Source organism: Gammaproteobacteria bacterium, from assembly GCA_013214945.1.
In the GTDB taxonomy this organism is placed as follows: domain Bacteria; phylum Pseudomonadota; class Gammaproteobacteria; order Enterobacterales; family Psychrobiaceae; genus Psychrobium.
In genome coordinates, this window is sequence record JABSRT010000025.1 from 1 (window position 1) to 16,253 (window position 16,253).

Genomic DNA, 16,253 nt, shown 5'->3' on the forward strand with positions numbered 1-16,253 from the left:
AAACACATTATCGAAGACTGGAATGACACAGCGGTTAGTTACGATACCGAGGTTTGTATTCATCAGTTGTTCGAGCAGCAAGTTGAGCTTAACCCAGATAAAACGGCTTTAATTTTAGATGATGAAAAACTAAGTTACCAAGCGTTAAATGCAAAAGCTAATTGCTTGGCACGTGAGTTATTAGCGCTGGGCGTTGGCCCTGATGTGCCAGTAGGTATTTCGGTTGAACGTTCGTTTGACATGATTATTAGTTTATTGGCGGTTCTTAAAGCCGGTGGTACTTATGTGCCGCTAGACCCTAGTTATCCGCAAGAGCGTTTAACTTATATGATTGAAGCGAGTGGTCTTAAACTGCTATTAACTCAAAATAACGTTATAGATAAGTTACCGGTTGCAGCTGACGTCAATGTCTTGCTGTTAGATGTCGGTATAGCAATAGGCTATAGCGAAAACAATATCCCTAACCTTGTTCACCCAAATAATCTCGCATATATTATCTTTACGTCGGGTAGCACGGGACGTCCAAAGGGGGTTTGTATTGACCATGCGTCTTTGGCTCGTCATACCGTCACGTCGATTGAAATGTTAGATCTAACGTTACAAGACACAGTGTTACAATTTGCAGTCTTTAGTTTTGATACCTTTGCTGAGCAGTTATACCCTGCGTTATGTTGTGGTGCATCAGTTGTATTAAGAGGGCAAGAGCTTTGGGGCAGTGAAGATTTTTATCAGCAAGTGATAGAGCATAATATCAGTGTTGCTGATTTATCGTCAGCTTATTGGCATCAGATAGCGCGTGAGTTCGCGATAAAAGGAAGCCGTGATTATGGCTCTCTTCGTAAGGTAACTGTTGGTGGTGAAGCTATGCCTCCCAAAGGCTTTACTGAATGGAATAAGGCCGGCTTAAGCCACGTTGAATTGCTCAATGCCTATGGCCCGACGGAGGCAACTGTCACTTCAACGATCTTTGATTGTGGGCAGTATGTTACTGGCGAGCAAGAAATTCCATCATCAATACCTATTGGCACCCCATTGGGAGGACGAACAACTTATGTGCTCGATGAATGCTTAAACCCTGCACCTATCGGCGTTATCGGAGAGTTATGCATTGGTGGTGAATTGCTTGCTCGTGGTTATCGCGGACAAGCGATGATGACTGCAGAACGCTTTATCGCTGACCCGTTTAGCAATACAGGCGGCCGCTTATACCGCACCGGCGATTTAGCGCGATACCAAAGCGATGGCACCATCGAGTATGTTGGCCGGATTGACCATCAAGTTAAAATCCGTGGTTTCCGTATTGAACTGGGCGAAATTGAATCACAGTTGCAAGCCAATGACGCTATCCGCGATGCTGTGGTCTTGGCACAAGAAGGCAATGGCGGTCAGCAGTTAGTCGCTTATATTATTCCTAACGATAGCGGACTGATTGAAGCCGATAATGAAGTACAAAACAGCTTTAGAGCCGATATTAAAAATCAACTACAACAAGTCTTACCAGAATACATGGTACCGGCGCATATGTTGCTACTTGAGCAATTCCCGCTAACCCCCAATGGCAAGTTAGACCGCAAAGCGTTGCCCAAAGCAGATGCTAGTCAACATCAGCAATCTTATGTGGCACCAAGTACAATACTTGAAAAACAATTAGCGACAATCTGGCAAGAGCTGCTGGGTGTTGAGCAAGTTGGTTTAAATGATAACTTCTTTGAGTTAGGAGGACATTCATTACTTGCTGTGCAGATGATTACTAAGATAAAAAACAATACACCACACACAGCTAGTATGCATGATGTAATATTTAGGCCCACGATTAAACAGCTGGCTGATTACTTATGCCATCAGGACGATGGCGCTAATGGGTCAATGGTTCGTCTTAATACGTACCAAGGTAATGCAAGCCCGCTATTTTGTATTCATCCTGCTGGGGGAAATGTATACCCTTATTATTCATTGGCACTGACACTTAACAACCAACGCCCTGTCTTTGGTATTATGAATCGTAGCTATATTTATTCTGATTGGTTCGATCATAGCTGGGACGATATGGTTCAAAACTATTTGGCATGTATTCGTAAACAACAAGCTAAAGGGCCTTATCTGTTATTAGGCTGGTCTTCAGGAGGATTGTTAGCTATGGATATTGCCTACCACTTAGAAATGTCTGGAGAAGAAGTAAGCTTTTTAGGATTACTCGATACAAGGGTCGTTCATGAGATAAATGAAATAGAAATAGGTACTCTAAAACCTAAACTTAGCGTTGATGAAGTAAGTGGAGCGAATAAGTTACAAGACAAGAAAATTAACATCGATAGAGCTACCGAACAATACTTGAGCTTTGTGGCTAATATATTTCCTAGTGTAAATTTTAAGATGCTACTTGAGCAATATAAACTTCAAAAAGAAAAAAAGGTAAATAAAGAAAATCTACAAATAGCAATTACGGCTTGGATTGCTAAGCAAGAAAATATATTACCTAGAGATGTAGAAAATATTCGTAATAATAATCGTTATCAAGATGAAATGGATATTGTGGATAAAATACAACAAAACTCTGAGGAGTTAGAAGAATCTTTTGTTTTTAAGGATCTTAATTGTTCGCTTGATTGTTGGTGGGCAAATTTCAGTCTTAATGAAAGAGAAATAGAACAGTTAGAACATTATATGGGTAACAAGATAAAAAATACTAAGTTCAGGCATATTGATGCTTGGCATGAGGATTTTGTTTATAGTAATAAATTACTTAATTCGATAAAAGAGGTGCTGTTAGACATCTAAATGTCCTAATGACACAACCTCGGAAGGTAGTATCATTTATAAAAAAATTAATCATCATTGAAGTGGTCAAGTAAAATTGGCCATTATGTTTCAGTTATTTAAATATTCTTTCTCTGTATTTTACTGCGAAAGCCCAGCCGTTTAATATCTTGTAATTCTGATTAAACTTTTACCAAGCCAAATCGTTAATAGATTGATTATAAAACTTTAATGAGAAATGTTATGTCTGTTATGTATGTACTGGACCAAAATAAGGTTTCAGGCCCAAAATTAAAATATTGCGCACTTGCCGTGCAATTAGCTATCAGTAAATTAAGTAGTATAAAACCAAAGCGCTATGGAGCAGTTGCTTTAGCTTTATCAATATCTACAGGAGTTGCTGCGCAACAAGCTATCGATATTCCCGCCCAACCACTTGCCAGTGCTATAAAAGCAATTGGACAGAAAACTGGCATACAAATCGCCTATAACGCAAGTTTAATTAAAGGAAAAACAAGCGTTGCAGTAAAAGGAATGCTAAAGGGGGATGAAATATTTAAGAAACTACTTATGGGGAGTGGTTTAGTTGCAAAAAAACAACCCAATGGCAGTTATGTAATAAAAGAGTTAAGTAGCCAAAATATCGCCGGCACCTTAGCATTAACCACTGTCGGTAATGAAGGAAGTTTTGGTGATGCCCCTGCCGAAGATGGTGGTTTTAAAGCAGAATACCAAACAACAGCCACTAAAATGGCAATGCCGTTAAAAGAAACGCCGCAGGCGATTTCGGTGGTTACTCGTGATTCGTTAGATTTACGGCAGGTTAACCATATTTCGCAAGCTTTAGAATTAACTTCAGGCACGCAAGGCGGCTCAGGTTACCATGCTGCACCAAGTGGCCCTTTCACGGGCCGTGGTTATTTTTCGAAGCAATATAATGTTCGTGGCCAGGCGCTTGATTATACGAATGGCCTTAAAACTGATGGTTTTACAGCTGGTAGTTTATCAAACATTGACCTGGTTGCTTATGAACGTGTTGAAGTTATCAAAGGGCCGTCGGGCTTCTTTGGTGCGGGATCTAGTGGCGGGGCTATTAATTTAGTTCGTAAAAAACCTCAGGCTGAATTCGCAGCTAATATTAGTGGTCAGGCCGGTTCATACGATACCTACCGCACAGAAGGCGATATTACCGGCGCCTTAACCGATGATGAAAACCTACGCGGTCGTTTTGTTATAGCCGACGGAGATGAAGGCTCTTTTGTTGATGGTATTTCTACTGACACGACTGTTTTTTCTCCTAGTATTGAAGCTATTGTAAATGATAAAACGCGGGTGTTATTACAACTGCTTTATCAAAAAGAAGAGTTTGATGTAAATAACGGCCTGCCGGGCTATTATCAAAATAATCGTCTTAAACTGCTTAATGTCCCACGTTCTTATAACTATGGTGCCAGTGGCGGTGAACGTTCAAAAACAGAAATAAAAGATGCATCGATTCGTGTTGACCATAAATTGTCTGACCGTTGGTTAGCGACCTTATTACTGCAACGTAGCGAGACATCAAGAGATATAATCGATGGTAATTATGGCTACTTTTATTATGGAAATCACTATATTGGAGCAGCAGAAGAACGTAGAACTACAGATAACTGGGCTGGAGAATTACGCTTAGAAGGTAGTTTTAATGCTTTTGGTCGCGAGCATAAAATGCTGTTTGGTTTAGAACACAGCAACAAAAAGACAGAGGAAAGTAATGGCTGGACTTACCATTATGATGATAATGGCGGGAATATTGTCGCTGACATTTATTCGAACAACTTTGCCGATTTTGGTATGTTATCAAAAGCCGACATTCCTAACGTAGGCAGTGATGGGTTCAAGGCGGATTACTCCAATAGTGCTATTTATCTTCAGTCGGTATTAAGCCTATCACAGCGGACTCTGTTATTAATTAACGCGCGATATGAGCGCGCCGATTATTCTTCGACAGATAAATATGGTAACCCAGAATCAAAAAATGATTTAACGGATAATGAACTGACCATGCGCATAGGTTTAAGCCACGAGTTAAACGACAACCTCTCGGCATATGCCAGTTATGGTGAATCTTTTAGCCCGAACATAACAGACCGAGGCATCGATAAGCAGCCGCTTGATGCTCAACGTGGTGATGGTTATGAACTTGGCGTTAAAGGCGACTGGTTTGATGATAAACTGGGGGCAACACTGGCCGTTTATCGTCAGGACCTTACTAACAGACCTATCACGGATCCAGAAAGCCTTTATGAAAATGATGGAACGTGGGATAACTACTCAATGGCCACTGGCTTGAATAGGACTGATGGAATTGAACTCGAAGTCTTTGGCTCACCTATACCAGGCTTAAATATAACAGCGACTGCAACTTGGATGGACAATGAGTTTATTGATGAGGACGATCCTCTCGATGGCTTGGCCATTGAGGGCTCTTCTAAAGGGCAATACAGCCTTTATGCTAATTATGAATTACAGCAAGGGACATTGAGAGGATTTGGCGCTGGTATTATGTGGTTACATACGTTGGATCAACAGTTACTGCCCTGGGATAGAGATACCTCTGGTAATTATCAGGCCTATATTGATGGTTATGACCGTGTCGACCTCGATTTTTCTTACAAGGGAATAGCAAACTGGGATATGTCTTTAGTGATACGTAATGTCTTTGATGAAACATACATTGAGAGCGGTGCATCAAGACTAACGAAACATCAATATTATGGTGCCCCACGATCAGCATTGTTTAAAGCGACCTATCATTTTGATTAGCTAATTTCTTTACGATTAATAAATTCTTTAAATAAACCCCGCATTAGTTAAAGCTAGTGCGGGATTCTTCAAAGTTACCTGAATTTAGTTTAAAACTGGCTAGCAAGTCGAAATGTCCCATAAGCAGCAATATTAATTTAAAACATCAGATAATGTTATGAGTCGGTCGACTAATCACTGCCTGCAATTAAATCGATTTGTGAATGTCTTTCACGGATCATACATCACCGCAACGAGCTCAATATAATATTTGAGAGTATTGGACACGGTTATACAGCTCCTATATTACCGTCACATTATAAAAAACACGTATAAATTCTATTGTTATTATAGTAATTCGCCTGCGAATACTAATGATTGTTATTCTTAGTTGTTTACTTTCTCGACGCTATCATATTAGAATGCCGTCATTAAAAATTGTATGCGTTTTAAGACAAGAGCAACTCAGCTAATTAGGTGAGTTATTTAACGAGTAGGAATAATTACATTGCTATTCGCATAAGATTTTGTTTTAGACAGTCGGGTATTTATTCGAGCAGAGGAGTTCGTCGTGTCGAGTTCAGTTATAAAGCAGCAAACTGATTTCCATGAACTTTATCGTGAACACCACCATTGGTTGTTTGCTATGTTGTGCCGTCGTATAAGCTGTACTTCTACAGCAGAAGACCTCAGCCACGATGTTTTTGTCCGTCTATTAGGTAAAAGTTATTTTCCACAGCTTGATGAACCTAGAGCTTACCTAGCGCGCATTGCTCATGGCCTGTTAATTGATGGTCATCGTCGTAAAGCGGTAGAAAAATCTTGGCTTGAATATATTGCTAACCAACCTAATGAACACGCACCCTCAGCAGAAGAGCATATTATTATCATCGATGCCTTAGCGCGTATTGATGTGTTACTAGAAAATCTTCCGCCGCGAGTTAGTAAAATTTTTTTGATGTCGCGTATAGAAGGCATCGGCTATGCAGAGATTGCTAATCAACTTGATGTTTCGTTAAGTACCGTTCAAAAAGAAATGACGAAAGCGTTACGACACTGCTATCACATTTTAATAGGTTAATGAATGTCTGATGCTGAAGCTATAACCATTCCTAATGAAGTGCTTGAGCAAGCATTTCATTGGGCAATGATATTAGGCGACACTCATGTGTCACCTGAAGAGCAACAAGCATTTGAACATTGGCGACAGCAGAAATACATTCATAAAATCGCTTGGCAACGAATACAAATTATTGAGCAAGAATTTACCCCTGCAAGAACATTAGCAACGCAAAGTAGCGCTGTGTTAAATAACCTAGTAAACAAACGCCGCAACAAACGCACTAGCGCAGTCGGTAGCGCATTAAGTATTATGTTAATGCTTGGCTTAAGCCTTTCCTACACCCACAAGCATTGGCGCTATGACTATGTGACCGGTACTGGCGAACAACAAGAGTTTGTTTTAAAGGGTGGTGCCCAAGTGTACCTTGGTAGTGACACGACAATAGATGTTGAATACACCAACACAGGCATATTATTACATTTAAATAGCGGACAGCTACTGGTGAACTCTAGAGCTGCCACGGGTAAAAATAAACCAAGTATTATTACTGATTTTGGTCGTTTCAAACCAATTGGCACACGCTTTGTGGTGAGTAAACTGGCAAATAGCAGTGAACTTGCCGTTACCCAAGGGCAAGTGCAAATAACTGCTGGACAAAATGCCAAGCTCGCCCTTGCTGGTGAACGTTGGCGTGTTTCAGCTAATCAGCATAAAGATAACAAGCAAGCAACAAATCAAGGTATTAGCGGCCAGGCTCGTTATAGTATTAGTAAACAAGCGGCGAATGGTTTAGCACCTGATGCTTGGCTAGATAATGTTATTGAAGCAAACAATGCGCGTTTAGGTGATGTTTTAGCTATTTTAAGCCAGCATCATCAGGGCTGGTTGCACTACAGCGATGAGGTTGCACAATTGCGAGTATCAGGCGTGTTCCGTTTAGACAATACTGATGGCGCCTTAACTTCATTGCAAAATTCGTTACCAATACACATTGAGAGAACCACCAACTGGTGGCTTAAGCTGACGCTAAAACCTTAACGCTATTGTCACCGTTAAAGTGTGTTAATCGAGGCTAGCGGCTAAATATTAGTAATAAGGAAAAATTAATTTCAGTTTTTTTTACAGATGTTCCTGTCTCATGCGGCATATAGGTAAATGTATAATTTATTAATAGGAAACCTAGATGTCGAACTCTCGTTATTTTAAACCTACACTATTGGCCATTGCTATTGCCACTGGCTCATCGCCAGCCTATAGCCAACAGTTAATTACTAGTAATATCGCTGAACAAACCCAGTGGCCAATAAAATTATCTGCGGGGCCATTGGCTAATTCATTAAACACCTTGGCTCGCCAAACTGGCCTTACTCTGTCAGCGGATCCTGCTTTGTTGAAAGGTGTATCAGCAGCCGCGCTTTCAGGAAACTACACAGTAGCTAAAGCACTCTCAATCTTGCTAGACAACTCAGCGTTGCAAGCCGTTAAATTAAAAGATGGCAGTTATGCGATAAAAAAGTCGAGTAGCCAAAATATCGCCGGCACTTTAGCATTAACCACTGTCGGTAATGAAGGAAGTTTTGGTGATGCCCCTGCCGAAGAGGGCGGTTTTAAAGCACAGTACCAAACCACCGCAACCAAAATGGCTATGCCGCTAAAAGAAACGCCACAGGCAATTTCGGTGATAACCCGAGATTTGCTAGATTTACGACAAGTTAATAATATAGATCAAGCTTTAGAATTAACCTCGGGTACTCAAGGGGGGACAGGAAATTGGGCTGCACCTAGTGGTCCTTTCTCCGGTCATGGCTTTTATACTAGGCAATATCATGTTCGCGGTCAGCCGCTTGATTATTATAATGGCCTTAAAACTGATGGCTTTGCTGCAGGCAGCTTAGCAGGTTTTGATCTTGCCGCCTATGAACGAGTTGAAGTGATTAAAGGGCCTTCAGGTTTCTTTGGCGCGGGCTCTAGTGGTGGTGCTATCAACCTAGTACGGAAAAAACCGCAAGCTGAATTTGCCGCTAATATTAGCGGTCAAGTTGGCTCATACAATACATACCGCACCGAAAGCGATATTACAGGCGCTTTAACTGAAGATGAAAACTTACGTGGTCGTTTGGTTATGGCCTACGGCGATGAAGGCTCTTTTGTTGATGATATTGCCACCGATACCACGGTTTTCGCCCCCAGTTTTGAAGCCATTATCAGTGATAATACCCGAGTGTTATTGCAACTGCTTTACCAAAAAGAACAGTTTGATGTTAATAACGGTCAGCCGGGTTATTATGAAAATAATAGTCTTAAGCAGTTTAATTTACCACGCTCTTATCACTACGGTGCTAGTGGCGATGAACGTTCCGAAACAGAAATAAAGGATGTCTCTATTCGGGTTGACCATGAATTGTCAGATCGTTGGCTAGCCACTTTGCTATTGCAGCGCAGCGAGACCACCAGAGATATTATCGACGGTAATTACGGCTACTATGGTGATGGTTATCATACTGGAGGTGCAAATAAAGACCTCACTAACACAGATAATTGGGCGGGAGAATTACGACTTGATGGTGCATTTGATGCCTTTGGTCGTGAGCATAAAATACTGCTTGGTGTAGAGCATAGTAATAAAAAATCAGTTCGAACCACCGGTGAGATCTATATGTATGATGGCAATGGTGACTTTGCCTATGTTGATATTTATCAGGATAACTGGGCTGATTTTGGTTTTGTATCGAAAGCGGACATTCCTAACAATAACAGAGATGGTCGAAAGTCAGAATACACTAATAGCGCTCTTTATCTGCAGTCGGTATTAAGCTTAACGCAGCGTACCCAGTTGCTGATTAACGCCCGTTATGAACGAGTAAAATATAATGCAACAGATAAAAGAGGTATTCCACAGTCCGCCAATGATAGCAAGGATAACGAACTGACCATGCGGATAGGGTTAAGTCATGAATTAAATGACAATATTTCTGCTTACGGCAGCTACGGTGAGTCCTTTTTACCAAATATAGAGACTACAAATATCAATGGCCAGCCTCTTGCTGCCCAACGAGGTGATGGTTATGAACTCGGTCTTAAAGGTGATTGGTTTGATAATAAACTAGGAGCAACGTTAGCGGTATATAGGCAAGAATTAACAAACCGGCCTGTTAACGATCCTAATGATAATGATGCCAGTATTGCAGCAGGATTACATCGAACAGATGGGCTTGAACTGGAAGTATTCGGCGCGCCTATGCCGGGCTTAACTATAAGTGCGGCAGCAACTTGGATGGATAATGAATTTCTTGACGAAAACGATCGCTTCGTCGGTTTTGCCATTGAAGGCTCTGCTAAAGGTCAATACAGCCTTTATGCCAATTATGAATTACAGCAGGGTCCATTAAAAGGCTTTGCCACAGGTTTTATGTGGTTACATACCTTAGAGCAACAGCTACTCCCTTATGATGCTGGAACATATTCACAAGCCTATATTGATGGTTATGATCGTATCGACCTGGATTTTTCATATCGAGGTATAGCAAACTGGGATATGTCTTTACTGGTACGTAATGTTTTGGATGAAAAATACATTGCGAGTGGTTCGTCAAATAATCACGCATCACAATACTATGGTGCGCCGCTCTCAATATTGTTTAAAGCGACTTATCATTTTGATTAGTTAGTTGATTTACGACTAACTAACGGAATTTAAAATCCCGTATTAGTTAAAACTAGTGCGGGATTTTTTAGAATTAGAAAAGAGACAGCCATAACTAACTCATTATTATTAACGGTTGGCTATGGAGATTTAGCAATTAAATCGATTTGTGAATGTCTTTCACGGATCATACATGATCTCAACTAGCTCATTATTGTAAGTCCATTGCCATCTAGTTGCTAGTCGTTGAGCATGCTCTGTATCGTCAAAGAGGTGTCGCTCAAGTAATTCTATGCGGACTGTTTTATTAAAACGTTCGACATATGCATTCTGAGTTGGCTTTTCTGGTTGAATATATAACAAAGTAATCTGGTGGTTCGTTGTCCAGTCAATCAACGCTTGGCTGATATATTCGGGGCCATTATCACACCGAATAGCACTTGGTTTCCCTCGCTATTCGATGATTTGTTGTAAAGAACGGATAACTATCAGTGTCGGCAATGAAAGCGCTATATCAATCCGGTTGAAATTACGACTTATCAGGCACGAGATGGCTTAAACATTCCGGTGTTATTAACTAAACCAGCCCTCGCGAAAAAGTTTCCCGCGATTATGCTGCCACATGGTGGCCCTGAATCATACGATGAATACGGGTTTAATTGGTTAGCACAATATTTCGCCAGTCGTGGTTTTGTCGTCATTCAACCGCAATTTAGAGGCTCTTATGGCTTTGGTCTTCAACATTTGTTGGCTGGTCGTGGTCAGTGGGGTAAAAAAATGCAAGATGATTTAACCGATGGCGTAAATTATTTTGCCCCAAAAGGCCTTATTGATGCTGAGCGGGTCTGTATAGTGGGCATGAGTTATGGCGGTTATGCGGCATTAGCAGGGGCTGCATTTACGCCTGATGTTTATAAGTGTGCAGTGTCAATTAATGGTGTCAGAGATCTTGAAAGCATGATTGATAACGAAAAAAACCAATATGGTCGTAATCATTGGGTGGTTTCTTATTGGCAAGCAGTGATCGATAAAGAAAAGCTTGGCGACGACTTTCTTGAATTAATTTCACCTATCAATTATGTCGATAAAATAAAAATGCCGATTCTGCTCATTCATGGTGAAAATGATCTCATTGTTTCGCTAGAGCAATCCGAAGAGATGTACGATGAACTAAGCGGTGAAGATAAAATCGTAACCTTTATTGAACTAGAAGACGAAGGGCATCACTTGCAAAGCAATGAATCACGGCTGCAAACATTAAAAGCAATAGATACGTTTATCCATAAACATATTGACTGAGTACGTTTATGCCAACCCCGACAATTAACCGATCATTATTAGCGGTTAAAACAAGTGATAAACGCGTTATTTATTTTCTATGTAGAATGACTACAGACGTAATAAATTGGCCACTAATTTAACGGAATTGGTATTGGACACAAACATGTTAAGGTGAATATGTTTGTGTACATATTGTAAAATTTACGACGATTATAAACGTGTTTTTGCTGTTTTATAAAAAACAGAGGACGGCATTGAGTAATAAATTACGCTGGAGTAGGAAGTGAAAATGGGTAATGGCGTTAGTGATTTTACATTGCGTTTAAACAAATTGACTCAATGTAAAATCAGCGCTTACTTAGTAATTACAAACTAACAGTTTTAATGCCCATTAATTTTGCCACCATGTTCATCAATAATTGCAGTTGGGTCTGCAAGTTCGTCATCCCAACGGATAGGTGGTACTTTACCAAAAGATGGCTCATGAATACCAAAGGTACATATTGGTCCATAAGGATATTCTTGGGTAATGTAGTAGCCGTACACACCATTTATGTCAGTAGCACCATTACATTCATCTAAATTTCCTGTGTTGCCGTCATTGTATACCCAATCATCTATATATCTACCCAACGGTAGACCAAAAGGCTCATTCGTAAACTCAAAATCAAAATCTGCAGGGCGGTTTAATACGTCCCATGGCGTCGGCGGAGTACCATGCTCTTTAAAGGGCGCGGTGTCGGTGTAAGGTTTACGCGATTGACCAAAGCCATTAACATCGGGATTTATTCCTGAGTTTTTTAACGTATAACCAGACTTGGCTTTAACCAAATCTCCTGCAGTATTAACAAACCACTGACCGTAAATAGGCAAGCCATCTTTTGCAAAACCAATTAACGGCGATCCATTAGGCGCTGGCGATATTGTCGCTTCATTGTTTGTTTGCAGCGGATGAGTCATCGCATGATAATGATAAGTGCCCTCGAAACCATGTCCATAATATTCATCAAAAATGGCTGCCATTTTTTCTGCTGAAGGATCTTGCAAAGTATAGGCTGGGATCTCAAACCATACAGAACCATCACCACAGCCAGTCGCGTTGCCTGCCGCATTAACTCTTGCATGGTTGGGGTTATAGCAAAAACCCGAATCCATCGCTATACCGACACCATTTAATAAAATACCATCATAATCCATGAAGTTAGTCGGGTTTCGGTCCGTATCATCAGCAATCAGTGGGTTTGATAATTTAGGGTGAACAGGTAAATAAGTGAGTTGCATGTCGTCATGATCTATTTCTGTCACCCAAACATCATCTTCGTTAGGTGTGCCAACATTTTTGCCTAAATCGTGATTAGGGATCATGTTGTGCCGCATTCGACAATGTGTGGCTAACTCCAGATCGGTTGTTTCAACCACCAAGGCATAATTCCACCCTCCGGCTATATCAGGTGTGCTTGGGCTTTGAATATACCCACCGCTAACAATCACTAAATCAATTTCAACAATACTTGTATTATCTGTGCCCGGCGAATGTGGTGCATCAACTGCGGAGTTTGATTTGTCATTCATGCCCGTTGAACCATAATCGCCGTTGTTAGCGTCAGTGACATAAGTGCGACAGTCGGGATTACGGTTGGTTAACACGGCATTAAGCATGCCATTAGCTGTCTCATTTAAATCGGGGTTATCGACATATTGAATTTTGTCTGGTGTTTTGATTGGGTCATTGAGCGCAGCGTTTGTTGATTTTTCTGAACCGCCACCACAAGAACTTAACGCCATGGACAAAACAAAGGCGTTAATTGTCTTAGGATATAACTGATGAAAATTAGTAAATAGAGACTTGGCCATTGAACACCTTTAGATAAAATACTGTTAATTGGGCATTGCTAATGTGTCCAATTAAAACAAAGAACTCTGCGATAAAACAATCATGACATTGTTATTTCGGCTGAGCTTGTACATTATTTTATATTTTTTGAAATAGCTAAAGCAATGGCGTAAGCAATGGCGTAAGTAAATCTACTCCCATGCCATGACACCATCATATACTTTACAGCTAACGACTGCATTTGAAGCATCCGCTATATAGATTTGCTGCTTCTTTGACACTGGGTATGTTAAATATTGTGAGCATTTAGCACTTTGACCATTACCTATGACAACTTTCGTTCCAGATTTGAGAGTACACTTGGCCATTTTGTCTAAAGGTGACCATTGATAGCATATTTCGTAATCTTCTCGATATTGCGCACTACGGCCAGCGGGTTGATTGAAAGCCCACCATTGTCCTAGTTTACTGTTAGGGTTCGTACTATTCCACGCCCGGTAAATAACCACTTGGGCAGCCTCTTTACTTTGGTAAACCTTACCCTGGCATAGCTTACCTTGTAATGTTTCTCCTAATGCTTCAGCAAGCAGAACTTTATCGTCAACGGGCTTAAACTGATTTGCTAGTTCATGTGGTAATTCAACAGTGCCAGTACAAGCTTGCTCTGTTACTTTGGTGTTTTGTATCGGGTAAGTTGAACAGCCTTGTATCACAACAAAGAGTGAGCTTAATAAAATCCTTTTCATATATATAAACCTATTTATTTTATGGTGAGTTAAAAACTACCTGCATATTGTGAGCGTCGTTTTAACACCTAAACAAGGAGTGTTAGCACTGGTGTTTCGTTATTATAAATAATGTATACCGACAATAAGTTTCTCTTTAGTCGTAAATTCTGTATCAGGTATGTTTAGCAAAATATAGTGTAACTGACAGCAACTTTAGTTAAAAGCAAGGAGGGTACTCTAATATTTCAGCCATAGCACAACGCAGGTTATAGCCAGTGAATATCGGTAAGCTATTCTTTTAATGGTTATTTGGTATCACGCAATTGCAAAGCTTAGTAAGATTTGATATAAATGGTAATCATTATCGTTTATGTTTGTCGTGTAGTTTATGTCACCCCTCAATATTACTTTATCGTCAGAGCAAGACAATGAACCGACAGATCAGCACAACGAAATTCACCATCTTTATAGTGATCACCACAGCTGGTTATATGCGTGGTTATGTAAAAAACTAAGATGCCAATACCATGCTGAAGATGTTGCTCAAAATACTTTTTTGCGACTTTTTTCCTTTTCCAACTTAGCCAACATTAATGAACCTAGAGGTTTTTTAACGACCACGGCAACACGCTTATTGATTGATGAGTCGCGTCGTAAAAAAGTAGAGCAACGTTATCTGCAAACTTACCGCTATTATCACGGTAACGACGAAGCGGTGGCATTATCATCTGAACATATTGCATTAGTCAGCGAAAAACTTGCCACCATTATTCAAATGCTAGAAGGGTTGCCAGTAAAATGCCAGCAGGCTTTTATTATGAGTAAATTTGATGGTATGCGCTATGCAGATATAGCCACAATGTTAGCGGTTTCTACGGGCATGGTGCAGCAATACATTACCAAAGCAATGGTTGCCTATTATAAAATTTGTTATGAATACGATAGCGTGCTCACCGCGACTGCCGGAATAGAAAGAAATGAGCACCCGTTTTAACTATGAGTACGGATTCAGTGAATAGAAACACTTCAACCAACGTAAAGGCTGGCGCGAAACAAAGGCATTTATCGATAACATTGATAGAACAAGCGGCGCACTGGCACACACTTATGCGATCAGGTGCGGTAACCAAGTCAGAACAAGCGGCATTTAATACTTGGCATGCAGTAAGCGAAAATGCCCAAGCTTATCAACGTATGGCTGTAATGTGGCAACAAATTGATGATGTTGATTTAGCCCCAGCTAAAGAGACACTGCAAGCTGTATTAACCGGGCACAAACAACAACGAACAAAGCATGTGTTTAACACCTTTGGCATGGCTGGGTTACTGGTTTTTGGGCTAGTTATTAGCGCGCCGTATATAAACCAAGATAATAGGTTGGTTAACTACATTAGCCCAGGCTACTTATTTGCTGATCACAATACTGATATTGGTGAAAATATAGTTATTACTTTAAGTGATAATACCCGTATTCATTTAAATACCTTTTCAGCAATCAATGTTGAATTTACTAAAAAGTCACGTGTTATCCATTTATTGCAAGGCGAAATTCAACTTGATGTCGCTAAAGATGCGAACAGGGCGTTAATCGTAAAAACGGCGCAAGGCACAGCTCGCGCGCTAGGTACCCAGTTTATTGTTGAAGAACGCGGTGATATTACCGATGTGACTGTTACTGAGTCGCGTGTAGAGGTCTGCGCTACTAATAATAAAAGAAAAATCAATCACAAAACAACTTTTCAAAAAGATCATTGCCAGCAACTACAGGCAGGACAACGAACCCACATTAAAAATAATCTGGTGTTATTGCCACAACCTATCAACACACAATTTATCCATGACTGGTCACAGCAATTATTAATTGTTGAAAACCAACCGGTACTTAAAGTGTTAGAACAATTACGTCGCTATCATTATGGTTATCTTCAAATTGATAGAGCTGCATTGGCTAACTATACGGTGTCGGGGGTGTTTCCACTTAATGATTTAACGAAATCATTGCAGGTGTTATCAGGTAGTTTACCCATTAAGGTAACTACCTACACGCCATTGTTCACGATTATCAAAGCAAAGCGCCGTTAACTTAATATGGATAAGCGGCTATAGATGAGTAAATGTTTTTAAAATAAAATTATCTATCACTATAGTTTTTGCTTTGTCGTG

General features: G+C 40.4%; 10 protein-coding genes and 1 pseudogene. 8 read left to right on the forward strand and 3 right to left on the reverse strand.

The window, feature by feature from the left end:
• From HRU23_16940 to HRU23_16960, 5 genes are all read left to right on the forward strand, one after another.
• Positions 1-2,778 (forward strand): amino acid adenylation domain-containing protein (locus tag HRU23_16940; GenBank protein NRA55827.1); only part of this gene is annotated, 2,778 nt, incomplete at its 5' end.
• Positions 2,779-3,000: 222 nt separating this feature from the next.
• Positions 3,001-5,562, forward strand: a complete 2,562-nt coding sequence (locus tag HRU23_16945; GenBank protein NRA55828.1) for a TonB-dependent receptor — start codon at positions 3,001-3,003, stop codon at positions 5,560-5,562.
• A gap of 625 nt (positions 5,563-6,187) precedes the next feature.
• Complete coding sequence (locus HRU23_16950; GenBank protein ID NRA55829.1) at positions 6,188-6,622, forward strand: sigma-70 family RNA polymerase sigma factor; 435 nt, start codon at positions 6,188-6,190, stop codon at positions 6,620-6,622.
• A 3-nt stretch (positions 6,623-6,625) separates the two neighbouring features.
• Positions 6,626-7,642, forward strand: coding sequence for a FecR domain-containing protein (locus HRU23_16955; protein ID NRA55830.1), 1,017 nt, complete (start codon positions 6,626-6,628; stop codon positions 7,640-7,642).
• A 145-nt stretch (positions 7,643-7,787) separates the two neighbouring features.
• Positions 7,788-10,268 (forward strand): TonB-dependent receptor, encoded by a 2,481-nt coding sequence (locus HRU23_16960; protein NRA55831.1) that lies wholly within the window; start codon positions 7,788-7,790, stop codon positions 10,266-10,268.
• A gap of 159 nt (positions 10,269-10,427) precedes the next feature.
• Here HRU23_16960 and HRU23_16965 read toward each other — a convergent pair whose 3' ends face one another.
• Positions 10,428-10,643, reverse strand: a complete 216-nt coding sequence (locus HRU23_16965; GenBank protein ID NRA55832.1) for a transposase — start codon at positions 10,641-10,643, stop codon at positions 10,428-10,430.
• A 171-nt stretch (positions 10,644-10,814) separates the two neighbouring features.
• Between HRU23_16965 and HRU23_16970 the strand changes: the two genes are divergently transcribed.
• Complete coding sequence (locus tag HRU23_16970) at positions 10,815-11,546, forward strand: S9 family peptidase (protein ID NRA55833.1); 732 nt, start codon at positions 10,815-10,817, stop codon at positions 11,544-11,546.
• A 363-nt stretch (positions 11,547-11,909) separates the two neighbouring features.
• Here HRU23_16970 and HRU23_16975 read toward each other — a convergent pair whose 3' ends face one another.
• Complete coding sequence (locus tag HRU23_16975) at positions 11,910-13,382, reverse strand: YHYH protein (protein NRA55834.1); 1,473 nt, start codon at positions 13,380-13,382, stop codon at positions 11,910-11,912.
• Between the two features lie 171 nt (positions 13,383-13,553).
• On the reverse strand, positions 13,554-14,108 hold the full coding sequence (locus tag HRU23_16980; GenBank protein NRA55835.1) for a hypothetical protein: 555 nt from the start codon (positions 14,106-14,108) through the stop codon (positions 13,554-13,556).
• A 370-nt stretch (positions 14,109-14,478) separates the two neighbouring features.
• Here HRU23_16980 and HRU23_16985 point away from each other — a divergent pair, with 370 nt between their 5' ends.
• Both HRU23_16985 and HRU23_16990 read left to right on the forward strand, forming a co-directional pair.
• Entirely contained in the window at positions 14,479-15,084 is a 606-nt protein-coding gene (locus tag HRU23_16985; GenBank protein ID NRA55836.1) for a sigma-70 family RNA polymerase sigma factor, read from the forward strand.
• A gap of 2 nt (positions 15,085-15,086) precedes the next feature.
• Positions 15,087-15,290, forward strand: a pseudogene (locus HRU23_16990) (FecR/PupR family sigma factor regulator).
• Positions 15,291-16,253 lie beyond the last annotated feature (963 nt).

Bases quoted from the DNA above. Each gene is read 5' to 3' on its own strand.
- HRU23_16945 (NRA55828.1), top strand. From the start codon at position 3,001: ATGTCTGTTATGTATGTACTGGACCAAAATAAGGTTTCAGGCCCAAAA.
- HRU23_16950 (NRA55829.1), top strand. From the start codon at position 6,188: ATGTTGTGCCGTCGTATAAGCTGTACTTCTACAGCAGAAGACCTCAGC.
- HRU23_16955 (NRA55830.1), top strand. From the start codon at position 6,626: ATGTCTGATGCTGAAGCTATAACCATTCCTAATGAAGTGCTTGAGCAA.
- HRU23_16960 (NRA55831.1), top strand. From the start codon at position 7,788: ATGTCGAACTCTCGTTATTTTAAACCTACACTATTGGCCATTGCTATT.
- HRU23_16975 (NRA55834.1), bottom strand. From the start codon at position 13,382: ATGGCCAAGTCTCTATTTACTAATTTTCATCAGTTATATCCTAAGACA.
- HRU23_16980 (NRA55835.1), bottom strand. From the start codon at position 14,108: ATGAAAAGGATTTTATTAAGCTCACTCTTTGTTGTGATACAAGGCTGT.
- HRU23_16985 (NRA55836.1), top strand. From the start codon at position 14,479: ATGTCACCCCTCAATATTACTTTATCGTCAGAGCAAGACAATGAACCG.